This window comes from Pseudarthrobacter albicanus (assembly GCF_018224015.1).
Taxonomy (GTDB): domain Bacteria; phylum Actinomycetota; class Actinomycetes; order Actinomycetales; family Micrococcaceae; genus Arthrobacter; species Arthrobacter albicanus.
Genome location: NZ_JAGPOT010000033.1, coordinates 20800 through 42389, shown reverse-complemented (window position 1 = coordinate 42389; position 21590 = coordinate 20800). Strand labels below are relative to the sequence as shown.

The following is a 21590-nucleotide window of genomic DNA, read 5'->3' as shown; positions in this document are numbered from 1 at the left end:
CACCGGAACGGCCAAACACCGGACTCGGCCCGGCTCCGGAGTAGTGTTGTCCCATCATGACGAGCGCGTTCCGTACCAGCACTTTGAAGACCCTGACAGTCCCCCTCGAAGTTGACTCACCTTCCGGGGGGCTGCCGTCGTTTCTGGTCCGGGACGACGTCCTGTGCTGGACCCGCCGCGAGGCCGGCCTGGTGGGCTTCGGCGAGATCGCCCGGTTCACGGCCACCGGCCCGGAGCGCTTCCTCGAAGCGGACATCTGGTGGCGGCACCTGGTCCTCGAGGCGGACAGCGTGGACGCCGTGCAGTGCCCCGGCACCGGACCGGTGGCCTTCGGCTCCTTCGCCTTCTCCAAGGCCTCCCCGCACGGGTCGCGGCTGATCGTCCCCGAGATCGTGGTGGGGCTCCGCGACGGCAGCTACTGGCTCACGCAGCTGACGTTCGACGACGGCGAGCTCACCGAAGCGGGCGCCCTCGCCGCACTGGACGGCTGGCTGGGCGGTGGCGGCGCAGGCGGCTCCCCCGGTGGCTCCTTCACCGGATCCCCCGCCGCCGGGCACCTCCCGGCGTCGGGCGCGGCCGTAGTTGGGGACGGCACCGCCAGTGACGTGCCCGCCAAGGCGGGCACCGCCGTCGTACGCCCCCTGCCTCTTGCCGCCGGCGCAACGCTGCACACCGGCTCGCTGAGCGAGGCGGACTGGATGGCGGCGGTGGCCGAGGGCGTGGCCGAGATCCGCACGGGGGCGCTGGAAAAGCTGGTGCTGGCCCGCGACATCGTCGCCACGGTGCCGGCCGGCGTGAACGCGGCGGAAATCCTGCGCCAGCTGGCCGTCCGTTACCGCGAGTGCTGGACCTACGGGGTGGACGGCCTGGTCGGCTCCACCCCCGAGATGCTGATCCAGGTGGAAGGGCGCACGGCCCAGGCCCGCGTGCTGGCCGGAACCCTGGACCGCCGCGACGCCGAGGGGATGGCCGGCTCGCCGCTGGAGTTCGCCGAACGCGTCCTGGCCGGGTCCGAGAAGCAGCGGCACGAACACGACATCGCCATCCAGTCCCTGACCACCCAGCTGGCGCCCTTCTCCGAGGCCCTGAATGCGCACGACGAACCCTTCATCCTGGAGCTGCCGAACGTGTGGCATCTGGCCTCGGATGTGAAGGCCGAGCTGGCCGAGGTCGAGGGCCACGTGCCCACCTGCCTGGCCCTGATCAACGCCCTCCACCCCACCGCGGCGGTCTGCGGCACCCCCACCACCGTGGCCGGGGCCCTGATCCGCAGGCTCGAGCACCTGGACCGCGGGCCCTACGCCGGCCCGGTCGGCTGGCTGGACGCGGCCGGCAACGGCGAATGGGGCATCGCGCTGCGCGGCGCGGTGATCGAATCCCCGCAGACCGTCCGGCTGTACGCCGGCTGCGGGATCGTGGAGGGTTCCGCCCCGGAGGCCGAGCTGGCCGAAACCTGGGCCAAGTTCCGCCCGATGCTCGAATCTTTGGGCATCAGCAGCTAGAGTCCGGGATTACAGACACACCGCCGCCGGAAACCCTTGCTTTCGGGGCGCAATAGTTATCCAATAGTGAAACTAAGTTTTCTGTGACGTACATCTCAGGTTCAGCGATACACTATGAACCGACTTTGTTACGCATCCCTCCTGACACAAAAGGTAAGAAAATGCAGATCTCCTCGCTTGTGAGCAACTCCAAGCTCAAGGCCGCCGCCGTTCTCGCCATCGGTGCGTTCGCCCTCTCGGGCTGCACCAACGCCTCCCAGTCCGGCACCCAGGGCTCCCCCGGCGCGTCGTCGGGCCCGTCCGGCAGCGCCAGCTTCGACCCTTCCACGGTCCAGAAGGACGACGCGCTGGCGGCCATGGTTCCCGCCGCGATCAAGTCCAAAGGCACCCTCACCGTGGGCTCGGACACGAGCTACGCCCCCGCGGAATTCCTCGGTCCGGACGGCCAGACCCCGGTGGGGTACGACGTCGACATCGCCAAGGCGATCGGCGCCACGCTCGGCCTCAAGGTCCAGGTGCAGACGGCTGAGTTCACAGGGATCCTTCCGGCCCTCGGTCCGAAGTACGATCTGGGGATTTCCTCCTTCACCATCAACCCCGAGCGGCTCGGCGCGGTGAACATGGTCAGCTACTTCAACGCCGGCACAGCCTGGGCCGTGCAGAAGGGCAACCCGAAGAAGTTCTCCCTGGATGATGTCTGCGGCAAGTCCATCGGTGTCCAGACCGGCACCGTCCAGGAGGATCCCGACCTGGCCGGACGCAACAAGAAGTGCGCCGCGGACGGCAAGCCGGCCATCAACATCATCACGCTCAAGAACCAGACGGACGTGACCACCCGGCTGGTGAACGGCAGCATCGATGCCATGGCGGCGGACTCCCCCATCATCGGCTACGCGATAACGCAGACCAACGGCCAGATTGAGAAGATTGACAAAGTCTACGACGCGGCCCCGCAGGGCATCGCCGTGGCCAAGTCCGATACCGCCTGGGCCGGGGTCGTCCAGAAGACCGTCACCAAGCTGATGGAGACCGGTTCCTACCAGAAGATCCTGCAGGGCTGGGGCAACGCCGAAGGCGCCATCACCAAGTCCGAGATCAACCCGGCGGCCGGATCTTGACTCTTCCGGCAGCCCAACACGAATCAGGTGTCCGGATGGACCGCCATCCGGAAAACCACGCAGCACCGGTGCTGAATAAGGCAGTGCCGGTGCGGCACCCCGGCCGCTGGATCAGCGCCATCGTCATTCTCGGGGTACTGGCCCTGGTCCTGCAGAGCCTGGTCACGAACCCCAACTTCCGCTGGGACATCGTGGGGACGTACATCCTGGATACCAAGGTGGTCCAGGGCGTCGGCTGGACCCTGCTGCTCACCGTCGCCGCCATGGTCCTGGCCATTGTCCTTGCCGTCATCCTGGCGTTCATGCGCCAGTCGGACAACCCTGTGCTGCGCTGGTCCAGCTGGGTCTGGGTCTGGTTCTTCCGCGGCACTCCCGTGTACACCCAGCTGGTGTTCTGGGGCCTGGTCTCGGTCCTTTACCCCAAGATCAGCGCCGGCGTCCCGTTCGGGCCGGAGTGGTTCAGCGTGGACACGAGCGCCGTCATCACGGCCTTGCCTGCGGCGATCCTGGGCCTTGGCCTGAACGAGTCCGCCTACCTGGCGGAAATCTTCCGGGCAGGACTGAAGTCCGTGGACCGCGGGCAGATGGAAGCGGCCGAGGCCCTGGGCATGGGCAAGACCAAGATCATGTGGCGGATCATCCTCCCGCAGGCCATGCGGGTGATCGTGCCGCCCACCGGCAACGAGACCATCGGCATGCTGAAGACCACCTCGCTGGTCCTCGCGGTGCCGTTCACCCTGGACCTGACCTTCGCCACGAACACCCTCGCCAACCGGACCTACCTTCCGGTGCCGCTGCTGCTCGTGGCGGCCACCTGGTACCTCGTCATCACGAGCCTGCTCATGGTGGGCCAGCACTTCATCGAGGCCTATTACGGCAAGGGCGTGGACAACCTCGCTCCGGCAGCCGTGAACCCGGCCGCCGCCAAGGCCGCCGCCGCCGGGAGGCCAACCGGGGTGGCGCCGAGCGCAGAGGCGGAGCCGGCCCTGAAGATGGACTTTCCCGAGGAGGAGGCAAAATGACTATCACCACTGAGAACCCGCTGGTGCGGATCGAGGGCCTTCACAAGTACTACGGCCCGCACCATGTGCTTCGGGGCATCGATCTGACGGTCAACCAGGGCGAGGTGTCGGTGGTGATCGGGCCGTCCGGTTCGGGCAAGTCCACCATGCTGCGCTGCGTCAATCTGCTCGAGACCATCAGCGCCGGCCGCATTACCGTGGGCGGCCAGCTGATCGGCTACCGCGAGGTCAAGGGCAGGCTGCATGACCTCAAGGTCAAGGAGATCGCCGCCCAGCGCCGCGAGATCGGCATGGTGTTCCAGCGGTTCAACCTGTTCCCGCACAAGACCGCGCTCTACAACATCATGGAGGCGCCCGTCCAGGTCAAGGGACAGTCCCGGCAGGCGGCCCGGAAGAAGGCGCTGGAGCTGCTGGACCGGGTGGGCCTCGCGGACCGCGCCGGCCACTACCCCTCGCAGCTTTCCGGCGGCCAGCAGCAGCGCGTGGCAATTGCCCGCGCGCTGGCCATGGAACCGGAGCTCATGCTCTTCGATGAACCCACCTCGGCGCTGGACCCGGAACTGGTCGGCGACGTCCTGAACGTCATGAAGGACCTCGCCAAGTCCGGCATGACCATGATTGTGGTGACCCATGAGATCGGCTTCGCCCGGGAGGTGGGCGACCGCCTGACGTTCATGGACGGCGGTGTGGTGGTGGAGTCCGGTGATCCCCGGGAGATCCTCGCCAACCCGCAGCATGCCCGCACCAAGGAGTTCCTCAGCCGGGTGCTCTAGGCCGGACTGACTGCCCCGCGCAATTGGCGCTGCGCTAATGCCCTGTCGCTGCCGGAATTCCGGTAGCGACAGGGCATTGGCGCCTCACGGTCCGGGGGTACTTTGGCGCGGACACGCCGGCGTTTAGCCACGAAATTGCCCGGATCGGGTCCAAAGTTTCCCCGGATCGCGCCAACCGAACTCGGCCGGGCGGGAAGCAGCCGCTACTCCGCCACCGGCAGCCCGGCGACGGCGGCGCCCACGGCGGCCCGGATGCGCGCGTGCAGTTCGCGGAGGCCGTGCCGGTCCGTGCGCACCTCGATGATGCTGCGGCCGGACAGCGGCGCGGACAGCGCGCGGGCGAGTTCCGCCGTCGTGCTGACCGCGCGGTGGGCGACGCCGTACGCCGCCGCGAGTGCCGCGATGTCCACGCTGTGCGGGGTGCCGAAGAGGCGTTCGACGGCGTTCCCGTAGCGGCCCGTGGCCTCGACCGCGCCGTGTTCCAGGAGCCCGAAGATGGCCCCGCCGGCGTCGTTGAGCACCACGATCCGGAGCGCCGGCTCGGCTTCTCCGGAGCCGAGCAGCAGGCCGCCGGCGTCGTGCAGGAAGGTGACGTCGCCCAGCAGCACGGTGGTGTCCTGCCGGCCGCCGAGCGCGATTCCGGTGGCGGTGGAGATGGTGCCGTCGATCCCGGCGAGGCCGCGGTTGGCGAAGACGGTGGCCTGCGGTGCGGCGGCGGGCGCGCCGGCGAGGTCGGCGTCGCGGATGCCGTTGGAGGAGCCCAGGACCAGCTGGCCGCGCGAGTGCTCCCAGACCAGGGCGGCCACCGACGGGCCGGTGGCCGCCGCGGAACCGGTGGCCGCGGCGGAGCCGGACAGCACCAGGTCGATGGCGTGCTGGGCGGCGGCCCCGGCCAGCAGCCAGGCGTCGAGCCATTCAGTGGGGCCGCGGCCGGCAAAATCGCCCAGCTCCGCCAGGTTTTCCAGCGGCAGTTCCGTGCGGCGGCCGGGCTCATACCAGGCCACGGGAACCGGCTGGTAGAGGGCCGAGGGGATGTCGGCGCGCGCCAGCAGGTCACTGACCGGCCGGGAGAGCGTGGCCCGGCCGAACAGGACCACACGCTCGACCGGCTGCGCCGACTCCGGTCCGAAGTGTTCGAGCAGCAGCCGGTAGGGGCCCACCGCGTTCGGCCCGTACCGGGCGTTGGAGGAGGGCTCGGCGAGCAGCGGCAGGCCGTGGGCGCGGGCAAACGCCTCGGCGACCGGGCCGGCGTCGTGCCCGGCGAGCACCACGGTGCGCCGCTCCGTCAGGGCCGCGGGCGCCGCCGGGAAATCCAGGGCCAGCGGGCCCGGGACCGCCCGGTACACGCGGCGCCCGGACTCGGCGGGAAGCCGGTCGCCGGGGGCCGGGACCAGCGGGTCGCGGAAGGCGAGGTTGAGCTGCACCGGCCCGGGCGGGGTGTCCTCGAACGCCCCGGTCGCCGCGTTCAGGGCGGTCTCGACGGCGCGCTGCGGGTCGGCCCCGGCGGGGACGTCGACGGCGAAGCGGACGTGCTCGCCGAACAGGTCCAGTTGCACGGTGCTCTGGTTCGCGCCGGTCCCGCGGAGTTCCTCGGGCCGGTCCGCGGAGATGACCACGAGCGGAACGGCGGCGTGGTTGGCTTCCATGACGGCCGGCAGGAGGTTCCCGACGGCGGTCCCGGAGGTGGTGAGCACGGCCGCGGGCGCGCCGGTGGCCAGGGCCAGGCCGAGGGCGGTGAAGCCGGCGGAGCGTTCGTCGATCCGGACCAGGAGCTCCAGCCGGCCGGCGGCGTCGGCCTCGGCCAGGGCGTACGCCATAGGCGCGGAGCGCGAGCCGGGAGCCACCACCACGGTGCGCACCCCGGCGTCCAGCAGGGCGGCGACGGCGATGCGGGCCGCATCGATCGAGCTCAGCCCGGGCAACGGCGGGGTGAGGGAAGCTGCCCGCGTTCCGGCGTCCTCCGGGTCCGGGGCGTCAAGCGGGTCCAGCGGGTTCTCAGAAGTCACCAAACCAGTCTGCCACCATCACCCCGACCCTCCCTCACTTCCCGCACCCCAAAGTGCAGCTTGTGAGGGAGCGTCACCGGAAAACGCCCCGAACGTGAGGGAGCGTCGAGAGGGGACGGGAGGCCTACATGTTCTCGGGCGTCTCGATGCCCAGCAGTTCCAGGCCGCCGGCGAGCCGGCGCAGCACCAGCGCGCACAGGGCGAGCCGTGATTCCCGGACCGAGTCCTCGGCCTTGAGCACCGGGCACTGGTCATAGAAGGAAGTGAAGAGCTGGGCGAGCTCGAACAGGTAGGTGCACAGCCGGTGCGGCTCGAGCAGTTCGCCCACCCGCTGCAGGGTGACGCCGTACTCCAGCAGGTGCAGGGCGAGCGCCCGTTCGGCGGGTTCGACGACGGCGATCGCCGTCGCGGGGGCGGCCGCCCCCGAAGCCGCACCCGCCGCCGTCGTCCCGGTCCCGGTGTAGTGTTCCAGGACGCCGGCCTTGCGCAGGATGGAACGGATCCTTGCGGCCGCGTACTGCACGTAGGGTCCGGTGTTGCCGTTCAGGGCCAGCATCCGGTCGAAGTCGAAGACGTACTCGGTGTCGTGCCCCACGGAGAGGTCGGCATACTTGACCGCGCCGATGCCCACCTGGCGGGCTGTCACGGCCCGCTCCTCGTCGGTGAGCTCGGGACGGCTGGCGTCGATGACGGCCCGGGCGCGGTCCACGGCCTCCTCCAGCAGGGCCATCAGCTTCACCGGGGCACCCGAGCGGGACTTAAGGATCTTCCCGTCCTCGCCGAGGACGTTGCCGATCTGCACGTGCACGGCGTCGACGGTGTCCGGCAGCCAGCTGGCGTCGCGGGCGGTGGCCATGACCATGCGCAGGTGGACGTTCTGCGGCGCGCCCACCACATAGAGGACGCGGTCGGCCGCCAGTTCACGGACCCGGTAGCGGATGGTGGCGAGGTCGGTGGTGCCGTAACCGTAGCCGCCGTCGGACTTGCGGATGATGAGCGGCTGCGGCGCACCGTCCCGGCCGGTGAAGCCCGCCGGGAAGGTGCACAGGGCGCCGTCGCTGATCCGGGCGATGCCGCGGGCCTGGAGTTCCTCGCACAGTTGGGCCAGATGCGCGTCGTAGGAGCTTTCGCCGGCGATGTGGTCATCGGTCAGGCTGATGCCGAGCATGGAGTAGATGGCGTTGAAGTAGCGCTTGGATTGCGCCACGAGCCGCTGCCAGACCGCGAAGGTCTCCTCGTCCCCGCCCTGGAGGGCCACGACGCGGAGCCGGGCCCGGGCGGCGAAGCCGTCCTCGTCGGTGGGGGAGGCGTCGAACTTGGCCCGGGCCGCCTGGTAGAAGGCGCTGGGGTCATCCACCAGCAGGGCGGCCTCCGGGGAGTCCTCGCCGATCTCCAGCCAGTGCTCGATCAGCATGCCGAACGGCGTGCCCCAGTCGCCGATGTGGTTCTGCCGGATGACGGTGTCGCCCAGCGCTTCCAGGACCTTGACGAGGCTGTCCCCCACCACCGTGGTGCGCAGGTGCCCCACGTGCATTTCCTTCGCCACGTTCGGGGAGGAATAGTCGACGACGACGCGCCCCGGTTCCGCGGCCGGCCCGGCCGCCGCCGTGGTCCCGGCGGCCGGGCCGGCGGCCGGAACCACGGCCGGGCTGGCGGACGTGGACGCCTGCGCGTTGAGCAGCTCCTCGATCCAGGTGCCGTCGAAGGTGAGGTTGATGAAGCCCGGCCCGGAGATCTCCACGGCGGTGCAGATGCCGTCCAGATCCAGGTCGTCCACGATCCTGGCGGCGGCGTCCCGCGGCGGCAGGCCGACCCTCTTGCCCAGGGCCATGGCGGCGTTGATCTGGATGTCCGCGAACTGCGAGGGCCGGATCACCGGGTCGGTGCCGCGGAACTCTTCGCCGAACGCGCTGGCAATAGCTGCCTGGACTCTGGGGATAACCATTTCGGCCGGATTGTTCACCCTCCCAAATTATCAGTCCCTGGGTGGCGCTCCCTCACGCTTCGCGGGTTCCAGCCCGACGCTCCCTCACCTCCCGCGTCGGAGCCGCAGAACGTGAGGGAGCGTCACTGCAAAGCCCGCAAGAGCTGAGGGAGCGTCACAGCAAAGCCCGCAAGAGCTGAGGGAGCGTCACCCCAGAACGTGCGGAAGGTGAGGGAGCGTCCCGGCGGCGGCGGCAGCAGGGGTCAGGAGTCGCCGCGGAACACCTGGACCACTGCCGGACGGGGGGCGCGCCCCTGGCCGGGGGCCGGCGTCGTACCTGCCGCAACGTAGTCCGGGAAGTACGAGTGCTGGTCCGCGAACGTGCCCTCCTCGCCCGGGTGCTGCACTGCCACGAACACGGAGCGCTCCTCGTCGTGGATGATCGGGCCGCAGGTCTCGGCGTCGCGAGGCACGGCCAGGAACTGTTCCACCTTGCCGCGTTCCGCGCCGTCCAGGGTGACCTTGAAGAGGCCGTCCGCGTAGTGGATGGCCGAGGGGGCGCCGTCGGTGGCGATCCACATGTTGCCCACGGAGTCGAAGGCCACGTTGTCCGGGCAGGAGATCGGCGAGACCTTGTCCGTCGGGAAACCGGCGAAGTACGTGGACTTGTTCTTGGCCGGATCGCCGCAGACCATCAGCAGGTTCCAGGCGAACTTCGTGGAGGTCTGGTCTCCGGTCTCGGTGATTTCCACGATGTGGCCGTCGCGGTTTTCGTTGCGCGGGTTGACCTCCGTGGCGCTTTCCAGGCCGGCCGGGCCGCGCAGGTTGTTGTTGGTGCAGACCACGTAGACCTTGCCGGTGTGCAGGCTGGGCTGGACGTCCTCGCAGCGGTCCATCTTGGTGGGGCCCACCTTGTCCGCGGCGAGGCGGGTGTAGACCAGGACCTCGGCCACCGACATGCCTGCCACGGCGGACGTGCCGTCCACCACGAGCGGCAGCCATTCGCCGGAACCGTCGAAGGCGCCGTCGGAAGGAAGTGCGCCGGTGCCGGTGATTTCCGACGCCGGGGAGTCGCCGGTGAACCTGGCCACGAAGAGGTCGCCCTCGGAGAGCAGGTTCATGTTGTTGCGTCGGGCGGCCTTGGAGTCGCCGGCCTGGTACTGGCCCTTGGAGACGAACTTGTAGAGGTAGTCGAAGCGCTCGTCGTCGCCCATGTAGGCCACCACGTGGCCGGACTCGGCGACGATCACGTTGGCGCCCTCGTGCTTGAAGCGGCCCATGGCGGAGTGCTTCTTCGGGGTGGAGGTGGGGTCGAAGGGGTCCACCTCGACGATCCAGCCGAAGCGGTTCGTCTCGTTGGCGTAGCCGGCGTTGCGGGTGTCGAAACGCGGTTCGTCAAGTTCCCATTTGCGTGCCGTGGGCTTGTTGGTGAGGCCGTAGCGCTTGTCGCCGGCCGACGTACCCGGGGAGACGAAGTAGCCGTTGAAGTTTTCCTCACCGGAGAGGATGGTGCCCCACGGGGTGGTGCCGCCGGCGCAGTTGCCCAGGGTGCCCTTGATGGCGCGGCCGGTGGGATCGTCGGTGGTCTTGACAAAGTCCGTGCCGGCAGCGGGACCGGTCAGTTCGTAGGTGGTGTCCGTCAGGAAGCGGCGGTTGAGCTTGGCGCCCTGCACGTAGTCCCACGGCTTGTTCTTGTTCTTCCGCTCCAGTTCCACCACGGTCAGGCCGTGCGCGGCGCGGCCGATTTCCCGGCCCTCGGCGGCGTCAAAACCGGCCGGGAACATGATGTTCTCGTTGGTGTATTCGTGGTTCGTGAACAGCACGGCACGGCGGTCATTGTTGTTGTTCTGGCCATCGTAGTTGCCGTTCTCGGGGAACCGCAGGATGTCCGTGTAGTCGTTGTTGTAGCCGAACTGCCGGGCCTGGGCGGCTGCCGTCTGCTTGTCCAGGTCAAACGCCGGAGCGTCTTTGAACAGGGGGTCGCCCCAGCGGATGATCGGCTGCCAGGTGAAGCCTTCGGGGACGGTGAACGCGTCAACAGAGGCGTCCACCGGCTTGATCGGCGTGAACTCCAGCTTGGACTTCGCGAATCCCTTTTTCGCGGCGGCCGCAAGGCCCGGACCGCCGTCGGCCGCTGCCGTCGGGGCGGACGTCACGGCATTGCCGAGGACGACGGCGAGCGCACCGGCGGCGCCGAAGCCCAGGGCGGCGCGGCGGGACATGGTGGCGGAGGCGATGTCGCGGAAGTAGCTGTTGGAGCTGGTGTTGCAGACCTCGCCGGTGCAGGCATTGTCGCACTTCAGCGCGCAGGTGACGGGGCTGCGCTTGCCTTTGGTGTGGCCAAGCATCGGGAGCAGGCTGAAGCGGCGGGCGGCGGTTTCGGGCATGGTGGGAGACCTTCCAGGCGGGGATGGGATGCGTTCCCGCCCACCGTTTCAGCCACCGGCTACGCGGAACGGTCCCCCGGGTGAAGTTCCGGTGAACTCGCTTAGCTCGGAGCCTGGTCCGGCGCGCTGGCCGCGGTGATCAGCCGCTGGCCGATGCCCTCGAGAAACTGCGCGATGTCGGCGATGCTCCCCTCGGAGGATCCATCGAGGACTGCCGAAGCCGCCTCGGCAAAGTGTTGGTTGGCCCACTGCATGGCGTGGGTCCCGGCCGGGCTCAGGTGCAGGAACACGCTGCGCCGGTCCGCGGGGTTGGGCTTGCGGACCATGAAGCCCTTGGATTCCAGGCGGTCCACCATGGCGGTCACCGATCCGGTCGTGATGCTGAGGATGTTGCCAAGGGCCTTCGGCGTCATGCCGTCGACCTCGCCCACGAAGGCCATCGCGTTGATATCGATGGTGCCGATCCCCAGTTTCTCGGCCAGCCGGATCCGCAGGGCGTAGGTCCCGACGTCAACCCGCCGCAGGCCCTGGGTGATCCGCAACAGTGCGTCCTTGCCTACCGATGCCAGCCCCTCCGCCTGCTCTGCCATGTCCAACCCCTTATTTCGCCATAAACCTCTATCTCGATCTACTTTACTCTCAAGCTAACGCCAGTGAAATCCCCAGAATCACGCGCTTCTTCGGGTCAGTAAGTTAGGCCAAATGTCCTGTAACTTGATAATCAAGTAAAACGGTTGTAGTTTTACATTCATCGGTTCCAACTACGGAACATGCGCCAGGTCTCAACCGGGCACAGTCCCCACTTCCTCACCAGGAGCACCTCATGGCACAGATTTCAGCACGCACGGCCAAATGGGCCAAATGGGCCGTCGTCCCCGCAGCACTCCTCGTGAGCGGCCTTGCGGTATCCCAGGCTTCCTACTCGGCGTTCAGCGACAAAACCGTGGACGCCGGGAACAACTGGGCAGCCGGCACGGTCAAGCTGGTCAACAACGCTGGCTCTGCGGTGTTCACTGCAACGAACCTCAAGCCCGGACAGAACGGGGCCAAGTGCATCACCGTCAGCTCCACCGGCTCGCTCGCCTCCACCGTGAAGCTCTACGCCAAGGATTTCAACACGACGCCAGCCGTCACCAACGACCTCAGCCCCTACATCGATCTGATCATCACCGAGGGCACCGGTGCAGCGGCCAACTGCTCTGACTTCGCGGTGTTGAGCCCCACCCCGGCGACCCCTTCCACGATTACCCTTGCGGCCTTCGACGCCAAGAAGACGTTCAGCGACGGCGTGGGCATCTGGGCACCGGCTAGTGCAACATCTGCAGCACCGGCAACGCGCACCTACAAGATCGACTACACCCTGAGGAACAACGTACCGGACAGCGCCCAGGGCGGCACCGCGAACGTGGTCTTCACCTGGGAAGCCCAGAACAGCTAATCTCCGATGCCCGCGTCGAGTCAGCTACCCGTGGCGTCCGGGCACCGTCCCGGTCGCCCGGCTACTGGCCCGTCCCTCGGAACACGCCCAATCAACTTCTCCTCCGGGCCTGCCCCCCGGCCCGGAGGAGAACCCATCCAGTCCGACCACGCCGATGCCGCCCAAGTAGGGTGGGCACGGCTGGCCGTGACTGTTGTCGCCCGGGTGGTCTTGTTCACTGTCCTCGGCATGCTGGCCTGGGCGGTGCTCCCGACCGCCCTCGGCTGGACCCCCACCACCGTGATGACCGGATCCATGGAGCCCCGCATCCACCCCGGAGACGTGGTGGTCAGCCGCCCCGTCCAAGCTGACGCGGCAGCCCTGGGCCACGTCTTGCTGGTGGATGATCCGGACCATGCCGGCCGGTTGCGCCTCCACCGCTTCGCCGAATTCGCCCCCGACGGCAACCTCATCCTGCGCGGCGACGCGAACTCCGCCAACGATTCCACCCCGGTTGCGCCATCCGCGGTCCACGGTGTAGCAGTGCTGCGTATACCCTTCGTGGGCCTTCCGATTGTTTGGTTCGCGGAAAAGAACTGGGGCGTCCTCGCTGCGACCCTCGCGGCTGTGGCGGCCCTGACCGTGGCAGCGGCATCGGGCTCCAGCACGGCACCCCTCCCCGACGACCCCGAAAAGCCCGGCGAAAAGCCTGGCGAGAAGCCCCGACCACATGGGAAGCCGCGCATTCGCCGTGCCATCCGTCCTCGCGTGCGCGCAACCGCTCGCAAGACCCGGCGAATTCGGGCGTTCTTGGCCTTGGCCACAATACCGGTCTTGGCGTCCCTAATGACGTCTGCGACGGCGCACGCCAGCTTCTCGGCCGCAGCCCCCACTCAAACCAGCAGCTTCTCCGCGCTGGCCAGCTTTCCTTGCCAGCCGGCCACCCCGCTGGACAGTCCCTACCTGTTCTACCCATTCAATGAGGGCTCTGGAACGGTCGCCACTGACGCATCCGGGAATGCGCGGAACGGCGCCCTCCAAGGGACAACCACGTGGGTGCCAGGATCGTGCAGTCCCAGCCCCGCCCTGACGTTGAACGGATCCACCGGTTACGTCAGCACCGCGTCGTCTGTTGCGGCCCCGAACATTTTCACCGTGGAGATTTGGTTCAAGACCACCACGAGCACCGGCGGGAAACTTATTGGCTTCGGCAATGCCCAGACCGGCCTTTCCACCATCGCTGACCGGCACCTCTACATGACGGACACCGGCGCCATCGCGTTTGGTGCCGCTAATCGCAATGGCAACAGCCAGAATTTCAGGGCAGCCACCATCACCAGCCCCAAGGTTGGGTACAACGACGGCGCCTGGCACGTGGCCGCTGGGACGATGTCTGCGGCCGGAGCCACTCTCTACATCGATGGAAAAGAGAGCGTCCGCATTTCCAACAGCGTCGTCGCAGAACGTCCCTACAACGGGTACTGGCGCATCGGCTACGACACCATGGACTTCGACGGCAACAAAGACTGGGCGGCCACTCCCACCAGCCCTTTCTTCGCGGGCACCATCGACAACGCCGCCGTCTACTCCGCGGCGCTTACGGCGGACCAGGTCAAAGCCCACTACGACGCCGGCCACTGAGCACGCGTGATACCGCTATTGGGCGCCGTTACTTGCTGCCCGCGGGCCCGGCCGAAACATCGTCGCGTTGGACGTCCTTGCCGGTGATGGCGAGGTAGGCGACGAATCCGAGGATGGCAACCGCCCATCCGAGGCTAACGGGACCGGAACCCCAGTCGAGTCCGCCGCGGGCCGGGGAGACTGCCATCCAGTCGGCCACCGAAGCCCCGAGGGGCCGGGTGGTGACATAGGCAAACCAGAACCCGAGAACGGCGTTCAGCCCCAGCCGCCGGTATCCGATGGCTGGAATCGCGATGATCACCGCAAACAGCACTGCCGAGGGAAGATACCCGAGCTGCAGCGTCATGGCCGTGAGATCCCCCGCAGCGGTCCCCAGGGCAAAGGTGGTCATCACTGCCGCCCAGTAGAAGAACTCCCGCCGCGGCGTGAGGATGCTGTGGATGGACAGCGTCCGTTCGGTGCGGTGCCACACCAGGAAGACGACGGCCAGGACCACCGCGAACAGCGCGGTCGATGCCGCATACGGCACGTCGAGCCCCACATGGAGGACGTCGGCGGCCATGGTGCCGAAGACGCTGACCATCACCACGGCAGACCAGTAAATCCACGGAACGTACCGCCGGACGGCAAACTGCAGCACCAGCGTGATGGCCAGTCCTGCCGCCCCGAGCGCGACGGCGATTACCGGATCGAGCCTCGTCACCAGGAAATCCGAGGTTGTCTCGCCCATCCCCGTGGTGAGTACTTTGGTGATCCAGAAATAGAGCGAGACTTCCGGGACCTTGCTGGCGGCGTACCGGGCGCCCCCGGCCACGCGGTCGGGTTTCAGGGACGTCTGGACAGTGTTGTGGTCTAGTTCTTGAACCGGCTGAGTCATGGACGGGATTGTCGCAGACGGACCTTGGCGTTCCGGTCTCTATGACAAGGATCGGTCACGTGCAGCCAGCACCGCGTGCACCCGCCGCAGCCGGTCCAGCCACCAGTCCCTGCGCTCCGGGGCCGCGGCGTGCTGCGCCAGCAGTTCGGGGTCGGCAGCCACGTCGCGGAGGCGGATAGCGCCGTCGTCGGGCACCAGGGAGTCCCTGGTGACATCGGCGGCGAGCAGGGACACCGTCCCGAGCCCGCAGGCGTAGGGCAGGTCGGGGAGCGCCGCGGCGAGCGCCAGCCCGGCCCGGATCCCCACCGAGGTGTCCAGGGCTGAGCTGACGACGGCGGGGAGCCCGGCCTGCGCCACGATGTCCAGGGCGCGCCGCACTCCCCCGAGCGGTGCCACCTTCACCACGATCAGGTCCGCCGCGCCGGCGCGGGCCACCTTGAGGGGGTCGTCCTCCTTGCGCACGCTCTCGTCCGCGGCGATGAGGACCGGGGTGCCGGCGGCACGGAGCCGGCGGCGCACTTCGGCGAGGCCGGCGATGTCCGGCACCGGCTGTTCGGCGTATTCGAGTCCGACGACGGCGAGCCGGGTGAGTGCCTCGACCGCCTCCGCGACGTCCCAGCCGCCGTTCGCGTCCACCCGGATCGCGGCCTCCGGGAAGGCCGCGCGGACAGCGGCGACGCGGGCGGCGTCGTCCTCGAGGCTCTGGCCGCGTTCGGCCACCTTGACCTTGACGGCGTCCACCCGGCCGAAGCGGGCGAGGATTTCGGGGACGCGGCCTGCGGGAACGGCCGGGACGGTGGCGTTGACCGGGATGGCCTCCCGCAGCGGTTCCGGGAAGCCCAGCCAGCCGGCCTCGATCGCGGCGGCCAGCCAGCGCGAGGCTTCGGCGTCGGCGTACTCGGGGAAGGGGCAGAATTCCCCCCAGCCCAGCGGCCCCTTCAGCAGCAGGGCTTCGCGGTGCAGGATCCCGCGGAATTTCACGCGCATCGGCAGGCTGACCACATAGGCGCCGGCGAGGAGTTCGTCCAGTCCGGGGAGGCTGCCGGAGGCAGCCACACGGAGCCCGGTCCAAAAGTGCTCCTGGGCGGGGGTGACTGGGTCGCTCGGCATGATGTCACTCTACCGGGATGCCGCGCCGGCCGTCCGGGAGCAATCCTCAATGAGAGCTGCCGTGAATGGACCGGCGTGCCTCGCTGTCGCCTTGAATGGGCCGGCGCGGACTGGGGGTGAGTCCCTGGTCTAGGAAACTCGTCTGCGCCGGCCCCGCTCAAGGAGCGACTTCACGGTGAGCCACACCGGTAAGACGAGTCTAGGAACCGCGCTCCGGCGCGGCACGAGTACCGTGTACTTGATTTTCACGGCGGACACTACCCGTGGGGCGCCCTGCAGGGTGCAAGCCCGGGCCGGAGGGTGGCCGCGCGCCGAGCGGTCCTCCTTGACGTTCCTGCCTGCGGCGCCGATATTGGGGGAATCAGCCGCCCGCCGGAAAGGTACACCATGGTCAACGCCGGAACGTTTGTGGAACCAGTCATCCAGCAAGTCCACGTGCCGGCAGGCGTTGCGGGGCCGGTCGAGCTCAGTTTTGACGTGCGCTGCTTCCTGGTGGGCCTTCCGGACGGGCTGGTCCTGATCGACGCCGGTCCGGCGGGCAGTGCCGGGGAGATCGGAGCCGCGCTCGAGCGGGTCGGTGCGCACTGGTCCGATGTCACCGACGTCGTCCTCACTCACTCGCACCCGGATCATGTGGGCGGTCTCGGCGAGGTCGCAGCACGGACGCCCGGGGCCAGGATATGGGCCGGCGCACCGGACTGCCCGCACATTGCTTCGCCGGTCCCGCTGCAGCCGCTCTCCGATGATGACCGTGTCCGGGACCTGCGGGTCATACCGACGCCCGGCCACACGAAGGGCCATATCAGCCTGCTGCACGAAGGCGAAGGCCTGCTGTTCGTGGGCGACGCGGTGGGCACTTTGTCGGGATCCATGATGCGGGCTCCCGCGCAGTTCACCGCCGACGCCGCGGAAGCGGAACGCTCGCTGCGCAGGCTCAGCGAGCTGGCGCCGGCCCGGATGCTTTTCTCGCACGGACCCGAGGTGACCGACCCTGTCGCGGAGCTCCGCCGTCTGCTCAACGGGAATGGCGGGGCTGGCGGGAACTGACGCTCCTGGCCCAGGGACGACGAGTGCGGCCTGATCAGCCGGCGAGGATCCTGCGCCGCACCTCGGTCCGGTCGACCGCCAGTTCGTTGAGGAGTGCGGCCGCCGGATCGTGTTCTTCACGGTCCAGGAGTGACAACAGAAGGTGCGCGGTCGTGATCTTTCGCGCCTTTTCGGCGGTGGCATACCGGTGCATGCGTTCCAATACCGAGCGGGCACCCGAGCTGAAGGGCAGGTGCTTGCCCGGGCGGGGCATGGTGTCCGGTTTGACGCCCTCGGCATCTATTCCGACGGAGGCCAACGCGGCGCGGTCAAGTTTCCTTGCCGCCGCCCGGGCAACCTCGACAGTGACACCCATAGTGCCGGCGGGGCCGGGTTCACGGAGCGCACCCAGCAGCAGGTGATCCGTGCCCAGGCGATTGTCGCCGCGGTACCGGGCTTCCTCCATGGCGAAGCCCAGGATCTCGCGGACGTCGTTGGCAAGGCGTTCAAACATGGTTCATCTCACTCTCGGTGCTTTGCATGGACTGACTGTCTCGAGACGCCCAGGGCGTCACCGATCTGTTCCCAGGTCCACCCCTGCTGACGGGCGGCTTTCACTTGGGCAGCCTCGACCTGTTCTGCCAGCCGGTGAAGGGCGCCGACCGCCCGTAGCCCCACCGCGGGGTCTGCGGAACGGATCTGGCTCGAAAGATCTCCGGTTTCCATGCTTGTCAGCCTAGACTGACAACTTACGACTCGTCAATACAGACTGACAGCAGGCCGCGGATGCGCACCGGCCCATCAGGCCGCTCGCAGGGTTGTGTGGGAACCTGTTAAGGATGAGTTTTAGGCAGGAACGCACCAGCAATCACCCCTCCGCGGAGTACCCGGCGCCCCCGACGCACGCGCCGCGCCCGGCACCCCCGGCGCAAACGCCCGGCACCGCCACAGGTCTCCTGTTCCTGCTCGCCACCCTCGGCTGCGTGGCCGCGCTGGCCGCCACGTATTACTTCTTCGTCCGCACCACGACGGGCCAGTTCATCGACGAATCGGCGCTCGTGGAAGCCGTCGCCCTCAGCGGCACGGCCGGGAGGGCCGCCACCAAGTTCCTGGACTGGCTGCCCGCCCTGTCCGTGGTGATCGCCGCCATCGTGGTCCTCTTCGTCACCGTCATCCGGCGCCGCTGGGCCGCGGCGGGCATCGCGGTGGCAGCCTGCGTGGGCGCCAACGTGGCCACCCAGATCCTGAAAGACCTGGTGCCCGTGCGGCCCTTCCGCGGCGTCGAGACGCTGGAGCTGAACTCGCTGCCCTCCGGCCACACCACGATGGCGGCGTCGGCCGCGGCCGCGGTGTTCCTCATGGTCTCGCCGCGCTGGCGGCCGCTGGCCGGCTTCCTGGGCGGCAGCTTCGCCGTCGCCACCGGGGTGTCCACCCTGATCAACCAGTGGCACCGCCCGGCCGACGTGATCGCCGCCTTCCTCGTGGTAGCCGCGTTCATGCTCCCGGCCGGCTGGCTGATCATCCGGACCGGACCGCGCTGGAACGCCTGGGACGGCGACGGGGACCATCGGGCCGCCGCCAGGCTGTGGGTGGCGCTGCCGGTGATCCTGGGTCTCGCGTCGGCCGGGGTGGCCGGCTATTCGCTGCTGAGGATCGCACCGGGTCCGGGGCAGGAAACCGGCACCACCGACTACTTCTGGGCCGGAACGTCGCTGATCGTGATGGCCGGATACCTCGCCACCGCGGCCGGCGTCTGGCTGTTCGGCCACGCCGCACGCCGCACCGCACGCCGCACCGCACGCCGCACCGCACGACGGCGGGACGCGCCGGGGCGCTGAGCGGCAGCACATCCGGCCACCCAAACGGCCGCCCCGGCAAACCGCCCGCCGACCCAAACGCCGTTTACATCCGGCCCGCCGAGGGCCAGAATTAGTCCCGCCCAGGCACTGGCTCAGCAGCGCGTTGGGCCCATCCGTCCATACGGTCAAGCTGCCACGTCTCGAGGGACTGTCATGAGCACTGATTCTCCGGTTTCTCGGCGCGCCACCACCCTCGCGTCCGTACCGTCGCAACAGCGGATCAACACCTTCCTCCGCGACTCCGCCTACGCCCGGCGCCAGCACGAGCCGGGGATCTGCGACCTCGCCCTCGGCAACCCGCACCAGATGCCGCAGTCCGCCTATGTCGAAGCCCTTAAGGACGCCCTGACGCCCCGGAATGAGCGGTGGTTTGCCTACAAGACGAATGAGCCGGAGGCGCAGGCCGCGGCTGCGGCGTCCCTGCAGCGCCTGCTGGGCCTGCCCTTCGAACCGGCGGACATCCACCTCACCACGGGAGGCTTCACCGCGATTCCGCTGGCGCTGAAGGCGGTCGCCGACCCCGGCGACGAGGTCATCTTCACCCTGCCGCCCTGGTTCTTCTATGAGCCGCTGGTGATCGAGGCCGGGCTGGTACCGGTTAAAATCCGCTGCGACGCCGAGACTTTCGACGTCGATCTGGCGGCGCTGGGGGCGGCCATCACGCCGCGCACCCGGGTGGTGATCGTCAACACGCCCAACAACCCGACCGGCAGGATCTACCCGCCCTCGCTCCTGAAGGACCTGGCCGACATGCTGGAAGGGGCGTCGCGCAGCAACGGCAGGCGCGTCTACCTGCTTTCCGACGAGGCCTACAACCGGATCGTCTACGACGGCGCCAGGTTCCACAGCCCCGCCGAATACTATCCGTACACGCTCCTGGCCTACTCATACGGCAAAACCCATCTGGCGCCCGGGCAGCGGATCGGCTACCTGGCCCTGCCGCCCACCATGCCGGACCGTGGCCCGCTGCGGGAGGCGCTCACCGCCCTGCAGATGGCGATGGGCTGGATCTATCCCAACGCCCTGCTGCAGCATGCGCTGCCAAGGCTGGAACAGTTCTCGATCGACGTCGGGCAGCTGCAGCGCAAACGCGACCTGATGGTGGAAGCGCTGACCGGCATGGGGTACCAGCTGCCCCGACCGGAAGGGGCGTTCTACCTCTTCGTCCGCACCCCCGCCGACGACGACGAGCAGTTCACCGCCGCCCTCGCGGACCAAGGCGTCATTGTGCTACCGGGCACCCTGTTCGAGACGCCGGGCTATTTCCGGATCTCGCTCACCGCATCTGAGGAAATGATCCAGCGCAGCCTCCCGGTCTTCGCGGATGCGCTCGCGAAGACCAGGCATGCAAAGGAGAACGCACCATGAGCATCCTGAACCTTCCGTCCGACGCCGAAGCAACCGGCCTGCCGGCTGAAATCTACGCGGACGACATCCGCTCGACGGGCCATGTGCCCAGCCACACCAAGGCCCTCAGCCTCTGGCGGTGGATCTTGGCGTCCCGGAGGGCCTCAGCCCGGCTCTCCGGGAGGCGTTGCTGGCCCCGCGCCCGGCCCGCCCAACTAACTCGCATTAGTTGCCGTTTTGGGCGCTCAAAACGGCAACAACTGCGACCCAGTTGGGTGAGAAACCGGGCCGGAGGTGCACTGGCCGGCCCCGGCCCGGCTCAGTAGTTCCGGCGGTGCCTGAGGCGGGGAATGGTGACGCCGAAGACGGCCGCGGCGGCGAAGCCGAGCACCCCCGTCGCGCCCACCCCGGCGCCGAGCGAGGCCGCGGCGGTCACGCCCGAGAGCAGCACGGGACCGCCGGTGGCGCCGGCGTCGGCCATGAACCGCCAGATCCCCAGGAACTGGCCGCGGCCGTTATCGGGCGAGAAGTCGGCCCCGAGCGTCATGTTCAGGCCGGAGCTGATGCCGTTGCCGAAGCCGATCAGGAGCGCCGCCAGCATCAGGGTCACGAACCCGGTGCTGAGCGGAATCAGCAGCAGGGCCGTGCCCATGATGAGCGTGGACGGCACCGCCACCCATTGCCTGCCCTTGCGGTCCATCAGCTTGCCGGCCGGGTAGAAGACCAGCATGTCGATGGCACCGGAAATGCCGTAGATGAGCGAGGCCTGCGTGGCGTCCAGGCCCAGGTGGTCGGCCCAGAGCGGGATGACCACCTGCCGGGAGGCCCGCAGGGCGCTGAGCAGCAGCACGCCCACCCCCACGCTCAGGAACACCCCGGCATGGGACACCGCGACGCCGCGCAGCGTGGCCTGCCGCACCGGCGCGCCGCCGGCCGGGGCCGGTTCCGCCACGAGGTCCGGGATGGTGACGGCCAGGCCCGCGGCGGCGGCCATGGCCACCACCCCCACCCAGTACGCGCCGGTGATCCCGGCGAACTGCATCACCCCCGCGCCGATGAAGGGGCCGATGAAGATCCCGATCCTGGTCACTCCCCCGAGCGTGGACAGGGCCCGCGCCCGGAAGACCACCGGCACCGCCTCGGTCAGGTACTTCTGCCGGGCCAGCGCGAAGACGCTCGCGGCCATCCCGACGACGACCATCGCCGCCGCCAGCAGCCACAGCCCCGCCGGGAGCAGCGGGGCCACCGCCGCCGCCGCCAGCGCCAGCGCGCTTGCGACGGCGGCGCCCACGATCGCCCAGCGCTCACCGAACGTCATGGTGATGAGGGAGGCCGGCAGGTTGAAGAACCACGAGCCGAGGCCGATCAGGGTGACGATCAGGGCGGCAAGTGGTACCGAGGCGCCCAGGTCCCGGGCGGACAGGGCCACCACCGGCAGGACCGCGCCCTCCCCGATGGCGAAAAGCAGGGGCGGCCCGAAGGCAGGGAGGGCGATGCTGCGGAGACTGAAAGGTGCGGGGCGTGTGGTGGTCATCCCCTTCATCCTAGGGCCCAAGTAACTCGCAGTTGTTGCCGTTCTGA

18 protein-coding genes are annotated in these 21590 nt (G+C 68.7%); 9 read left to right on the top strand and 9 right to left on the bottom strand.

Annotated elements, in window-relative coordinates; translation table 11 throughout:
- Positions 1-56: 56 nt before the first annotated feature.
- The 4 genes from J9611_RS09430 (at position 57) to J9611_RS09415 (ending at position 4415) form a co-directional block, all read left to right on the top strand.
- Positions 57-1502 (top strand): isochorismate synthase, encoded by a 1446-nt coding sequence (locus tag J9611_RS09430; RefSeq protein WP_211879590.1) that lies wholly within the window; start codon positions 57-59, stop codon positions 1500-1502.
- Positions 1503-1663: 161 nt separating this feature from the next.
- Complete coding sequence (locus J9611_RS09425) at positions 1664-2620, top strand: ABC transporter substrate-binding protein (RefSeq protein WP_211879588.1); 957 nt, start codon at positions 1664-1666, stop codon at positions 2618-2620.
- A 35-nt stretch (positions 2621-2655) separates the two neighbouring features.
- Positions 2656-3642: an amino acid ABC transporter permease gene (locus J9611_RS09420; RefSeq protein ID WP_211879586.1), complete on the top strand. Its 987-nt coding sequence runs from the start codon at positions 2656-2658 to the stop codon at positions 3640-3642.
- Complete coding sequence (locus J9611_RS09415) at positions 3639-4415, top strand: amino acid ABC transporter ATP-binding protein (RefSeq protein ID WP_246527597.1); 777 nt, start codon at positions 3639-3641, stop codon at positions 4413-4415. Before J9611_RS09420 ends, J9611_RS09415 begins: the two co-directional genes overlap by 4 nt.
- A 203-nt stretch (positions 4416-4618) precedes the next feature.
- Here J9611_RS09415 and menD read toward each other — a convergent pair whose 3' ends face one another.
- The 4 genes from menD to J9611_RS09395 form a co-directional block, all read right to left on the bottom strand.
- Positions 4619-6421 (bottom strand): 2-succinyl-5-enolpyruvyl-6-hydroxy-3-cyclohexene-1-carboxylic-acid synthase, encoded by a 1803-nt coding sequence (gene menD / locus J9611_RS09410; protein ID WP_372447778.1) that lies wholly within the window; start codon positions 6419-6421, stop codon positions 4619-4621.
- A gap of 124 nt (positions 6422-6545) precedes the next feature.
- The gene (gene argS / locus J9611_RS09405) at positions 6546-8366 is read right to left on the bottom strand and encodes an arginine--tRNA ligase (protein ID WP_211879584.1); all 1821 of its coding nucleotides are present in this window, start codon (positions 8364-8366) and stop codon (positions 6546-6548) included.
- 242 nt (positions 8367-8608) lie between these two features.
- On the bottom strand, positions 8609-10732 hold the full coding sequence (locus J9611_RS09400) for a PhoX family protein (protein WP_211879581.1): 2124 nt from the start codon (positions 10730-10732) through the stop codon (positions 8609-8611).
- 101 nt (positions 10733-10833) lie between these two features.
- Positions 10834-11322: a MarR family winged helix-turn-helix transcriptional regulator gene (locus J9611_RS09395; RefSeq protein ID WP_211879578.1), complete on the bottom strand. Its 489-nt coding sequence runs from the start codon at positions 11320-11322 to the stop codon at positions 10834-10836.
- Positions 11323-11555: 233 nt separating this feature from the next.
- On the opposite strand from J9611_RS09395, the gene J9611_RS09390 reads away from it, so the two are divergent.
- Both J9611_RS09390 and J9611_RS22470 read left to right on the top strand, forming a co-directional pair.
- The gene (locus tag J9611_RS09390; RefSeq protein WP_211879575.1) at positions 11556-12170 is read left to right on the top strand and encodes a TasA family protein; all 615 of its coding nucleotides are present in this window, start codon (positions 11556-11558) and stop codon (positions 12168-12170) included.
- A 186-nt stretch (positions 12171-12356) separates the two neighbouring features.
- Positions 12357-13790, top strand: coding sequence for a LamG-like jellyroll fold domain-containing protein (locus J9611_RS22470; protein ID WP_211879573.1), 1434 nt, complete (start codon positions 12357-12359; stop codon positions 13788-13790).
- 28 nt (positions 13791-13818) lie between these two features.
- On the opposite strand, the gene J9611_RS09380 is transcribed toward J9611_RS22470, so the two are convergent.
- On the bottom strand, positions 13819-14667 hold the full coding sequence (locus tag J9611_RS09380; protein ID WP_211879571.1) for a COG4705 family protein: 849 nt from the start codon (positions 14665-14667) through the stop codon (positions 13819-13821).
- A gap of 39 nt (positions 14668-14706) precedes the next feature.
- On the bottom strand, positions 14707-15777 hold the full coding sequence (locus J9611_RS09375) for an o-succinylbenzoate synthase (protein WP_281414552.1): 1071 nt from the start codon (positions 15775-15777) through the stop codon (positions 14707-14709).
- Positions 15778-16164: 387 nt separating this feature from the next.
- Here J9611_RS09375 and J9611_RS09370 point away from each other — a divergent pair, with 387 nt between their 5' ends.
- Positions 16165-16824, top strand: coding sequence for an MBL fold metallo-hydrolase (locus tag J9611_RS09370; RefSeq protein WP_211879569.1), 660 nt, complete (start codon positions 16165-16167; stop codon positions 16822-16824).
- Between the two features lie 34 nt (positions 16825-16858).
- On the opposite strand, the gene J9611_RS09365 is transcribed toward J9611_RS09370, so the two are convergent.
- Complete coding sequence (locus tag J9611_RS09365; RefSeq protein ID WP_211879567.1) at positions 16859-17317, bottom strand: Clp protease N-terminal domain-containing protein; 459 nt, start codon at positions 17315-17317, stop codon at positions 16859-16861.
- Between the two features lie 8 nt (positions 17318-17325).
- A complete protein-coding gene (locus J9611_RS09360) occupies positions 17326-17529 on the bottom strand; it encodes a helix-turn-helix domain-containing protein (RefSeq protein WP_211879565.1) in 204 nt (67 codons plus the stop codon).
- Positions 17530-17642: 113 nt separating this feature from the next.
- Between J9611_RS09360 and J9611_RS09355 the strand changes: the two genes are divergently transcribed.
- A complete protein-coding gene (locus J9611_RS09355) occupies positions 17643-18641 on the top strand; it encodes a phosphatase PAP2 family protein (protein WP_211879563.1) in 999 nt (332 codons plus the stop codon).
- Between the two features lie 174 nt (positions 18642-18815).
- The gene (locus tag J9611_RS09350; RefSeq protein WP_211879561.1) at positions 18816-20030 is read left to right on the top strand and encodes an aminotransferase class I/II-fold pyridoxal phosphate-dependent enzyme; all 1215 of its coding nucleotides are present in this window, start codon (positions 18816-18818) and stop codon (positions 20028-20030) included.
- Between the two features lie 298 nt (positions 20031-20328).
- Here the strand turns inward: J9611_RS09350 and J9611_RS09345 are convergent, their stop codons facing one another.
- Positions 20329-21543, bottom strand: a complete 1215-nt coding sequence (locus J9611_RS09345; protein ID WP_211879559.1) for an MFS transporter — start codon at positions 21541-21543, stop codon at positions 20329-20331.
- Between the last annotated feature and the right edge of the window lie 47 nt (positions 21544-21590).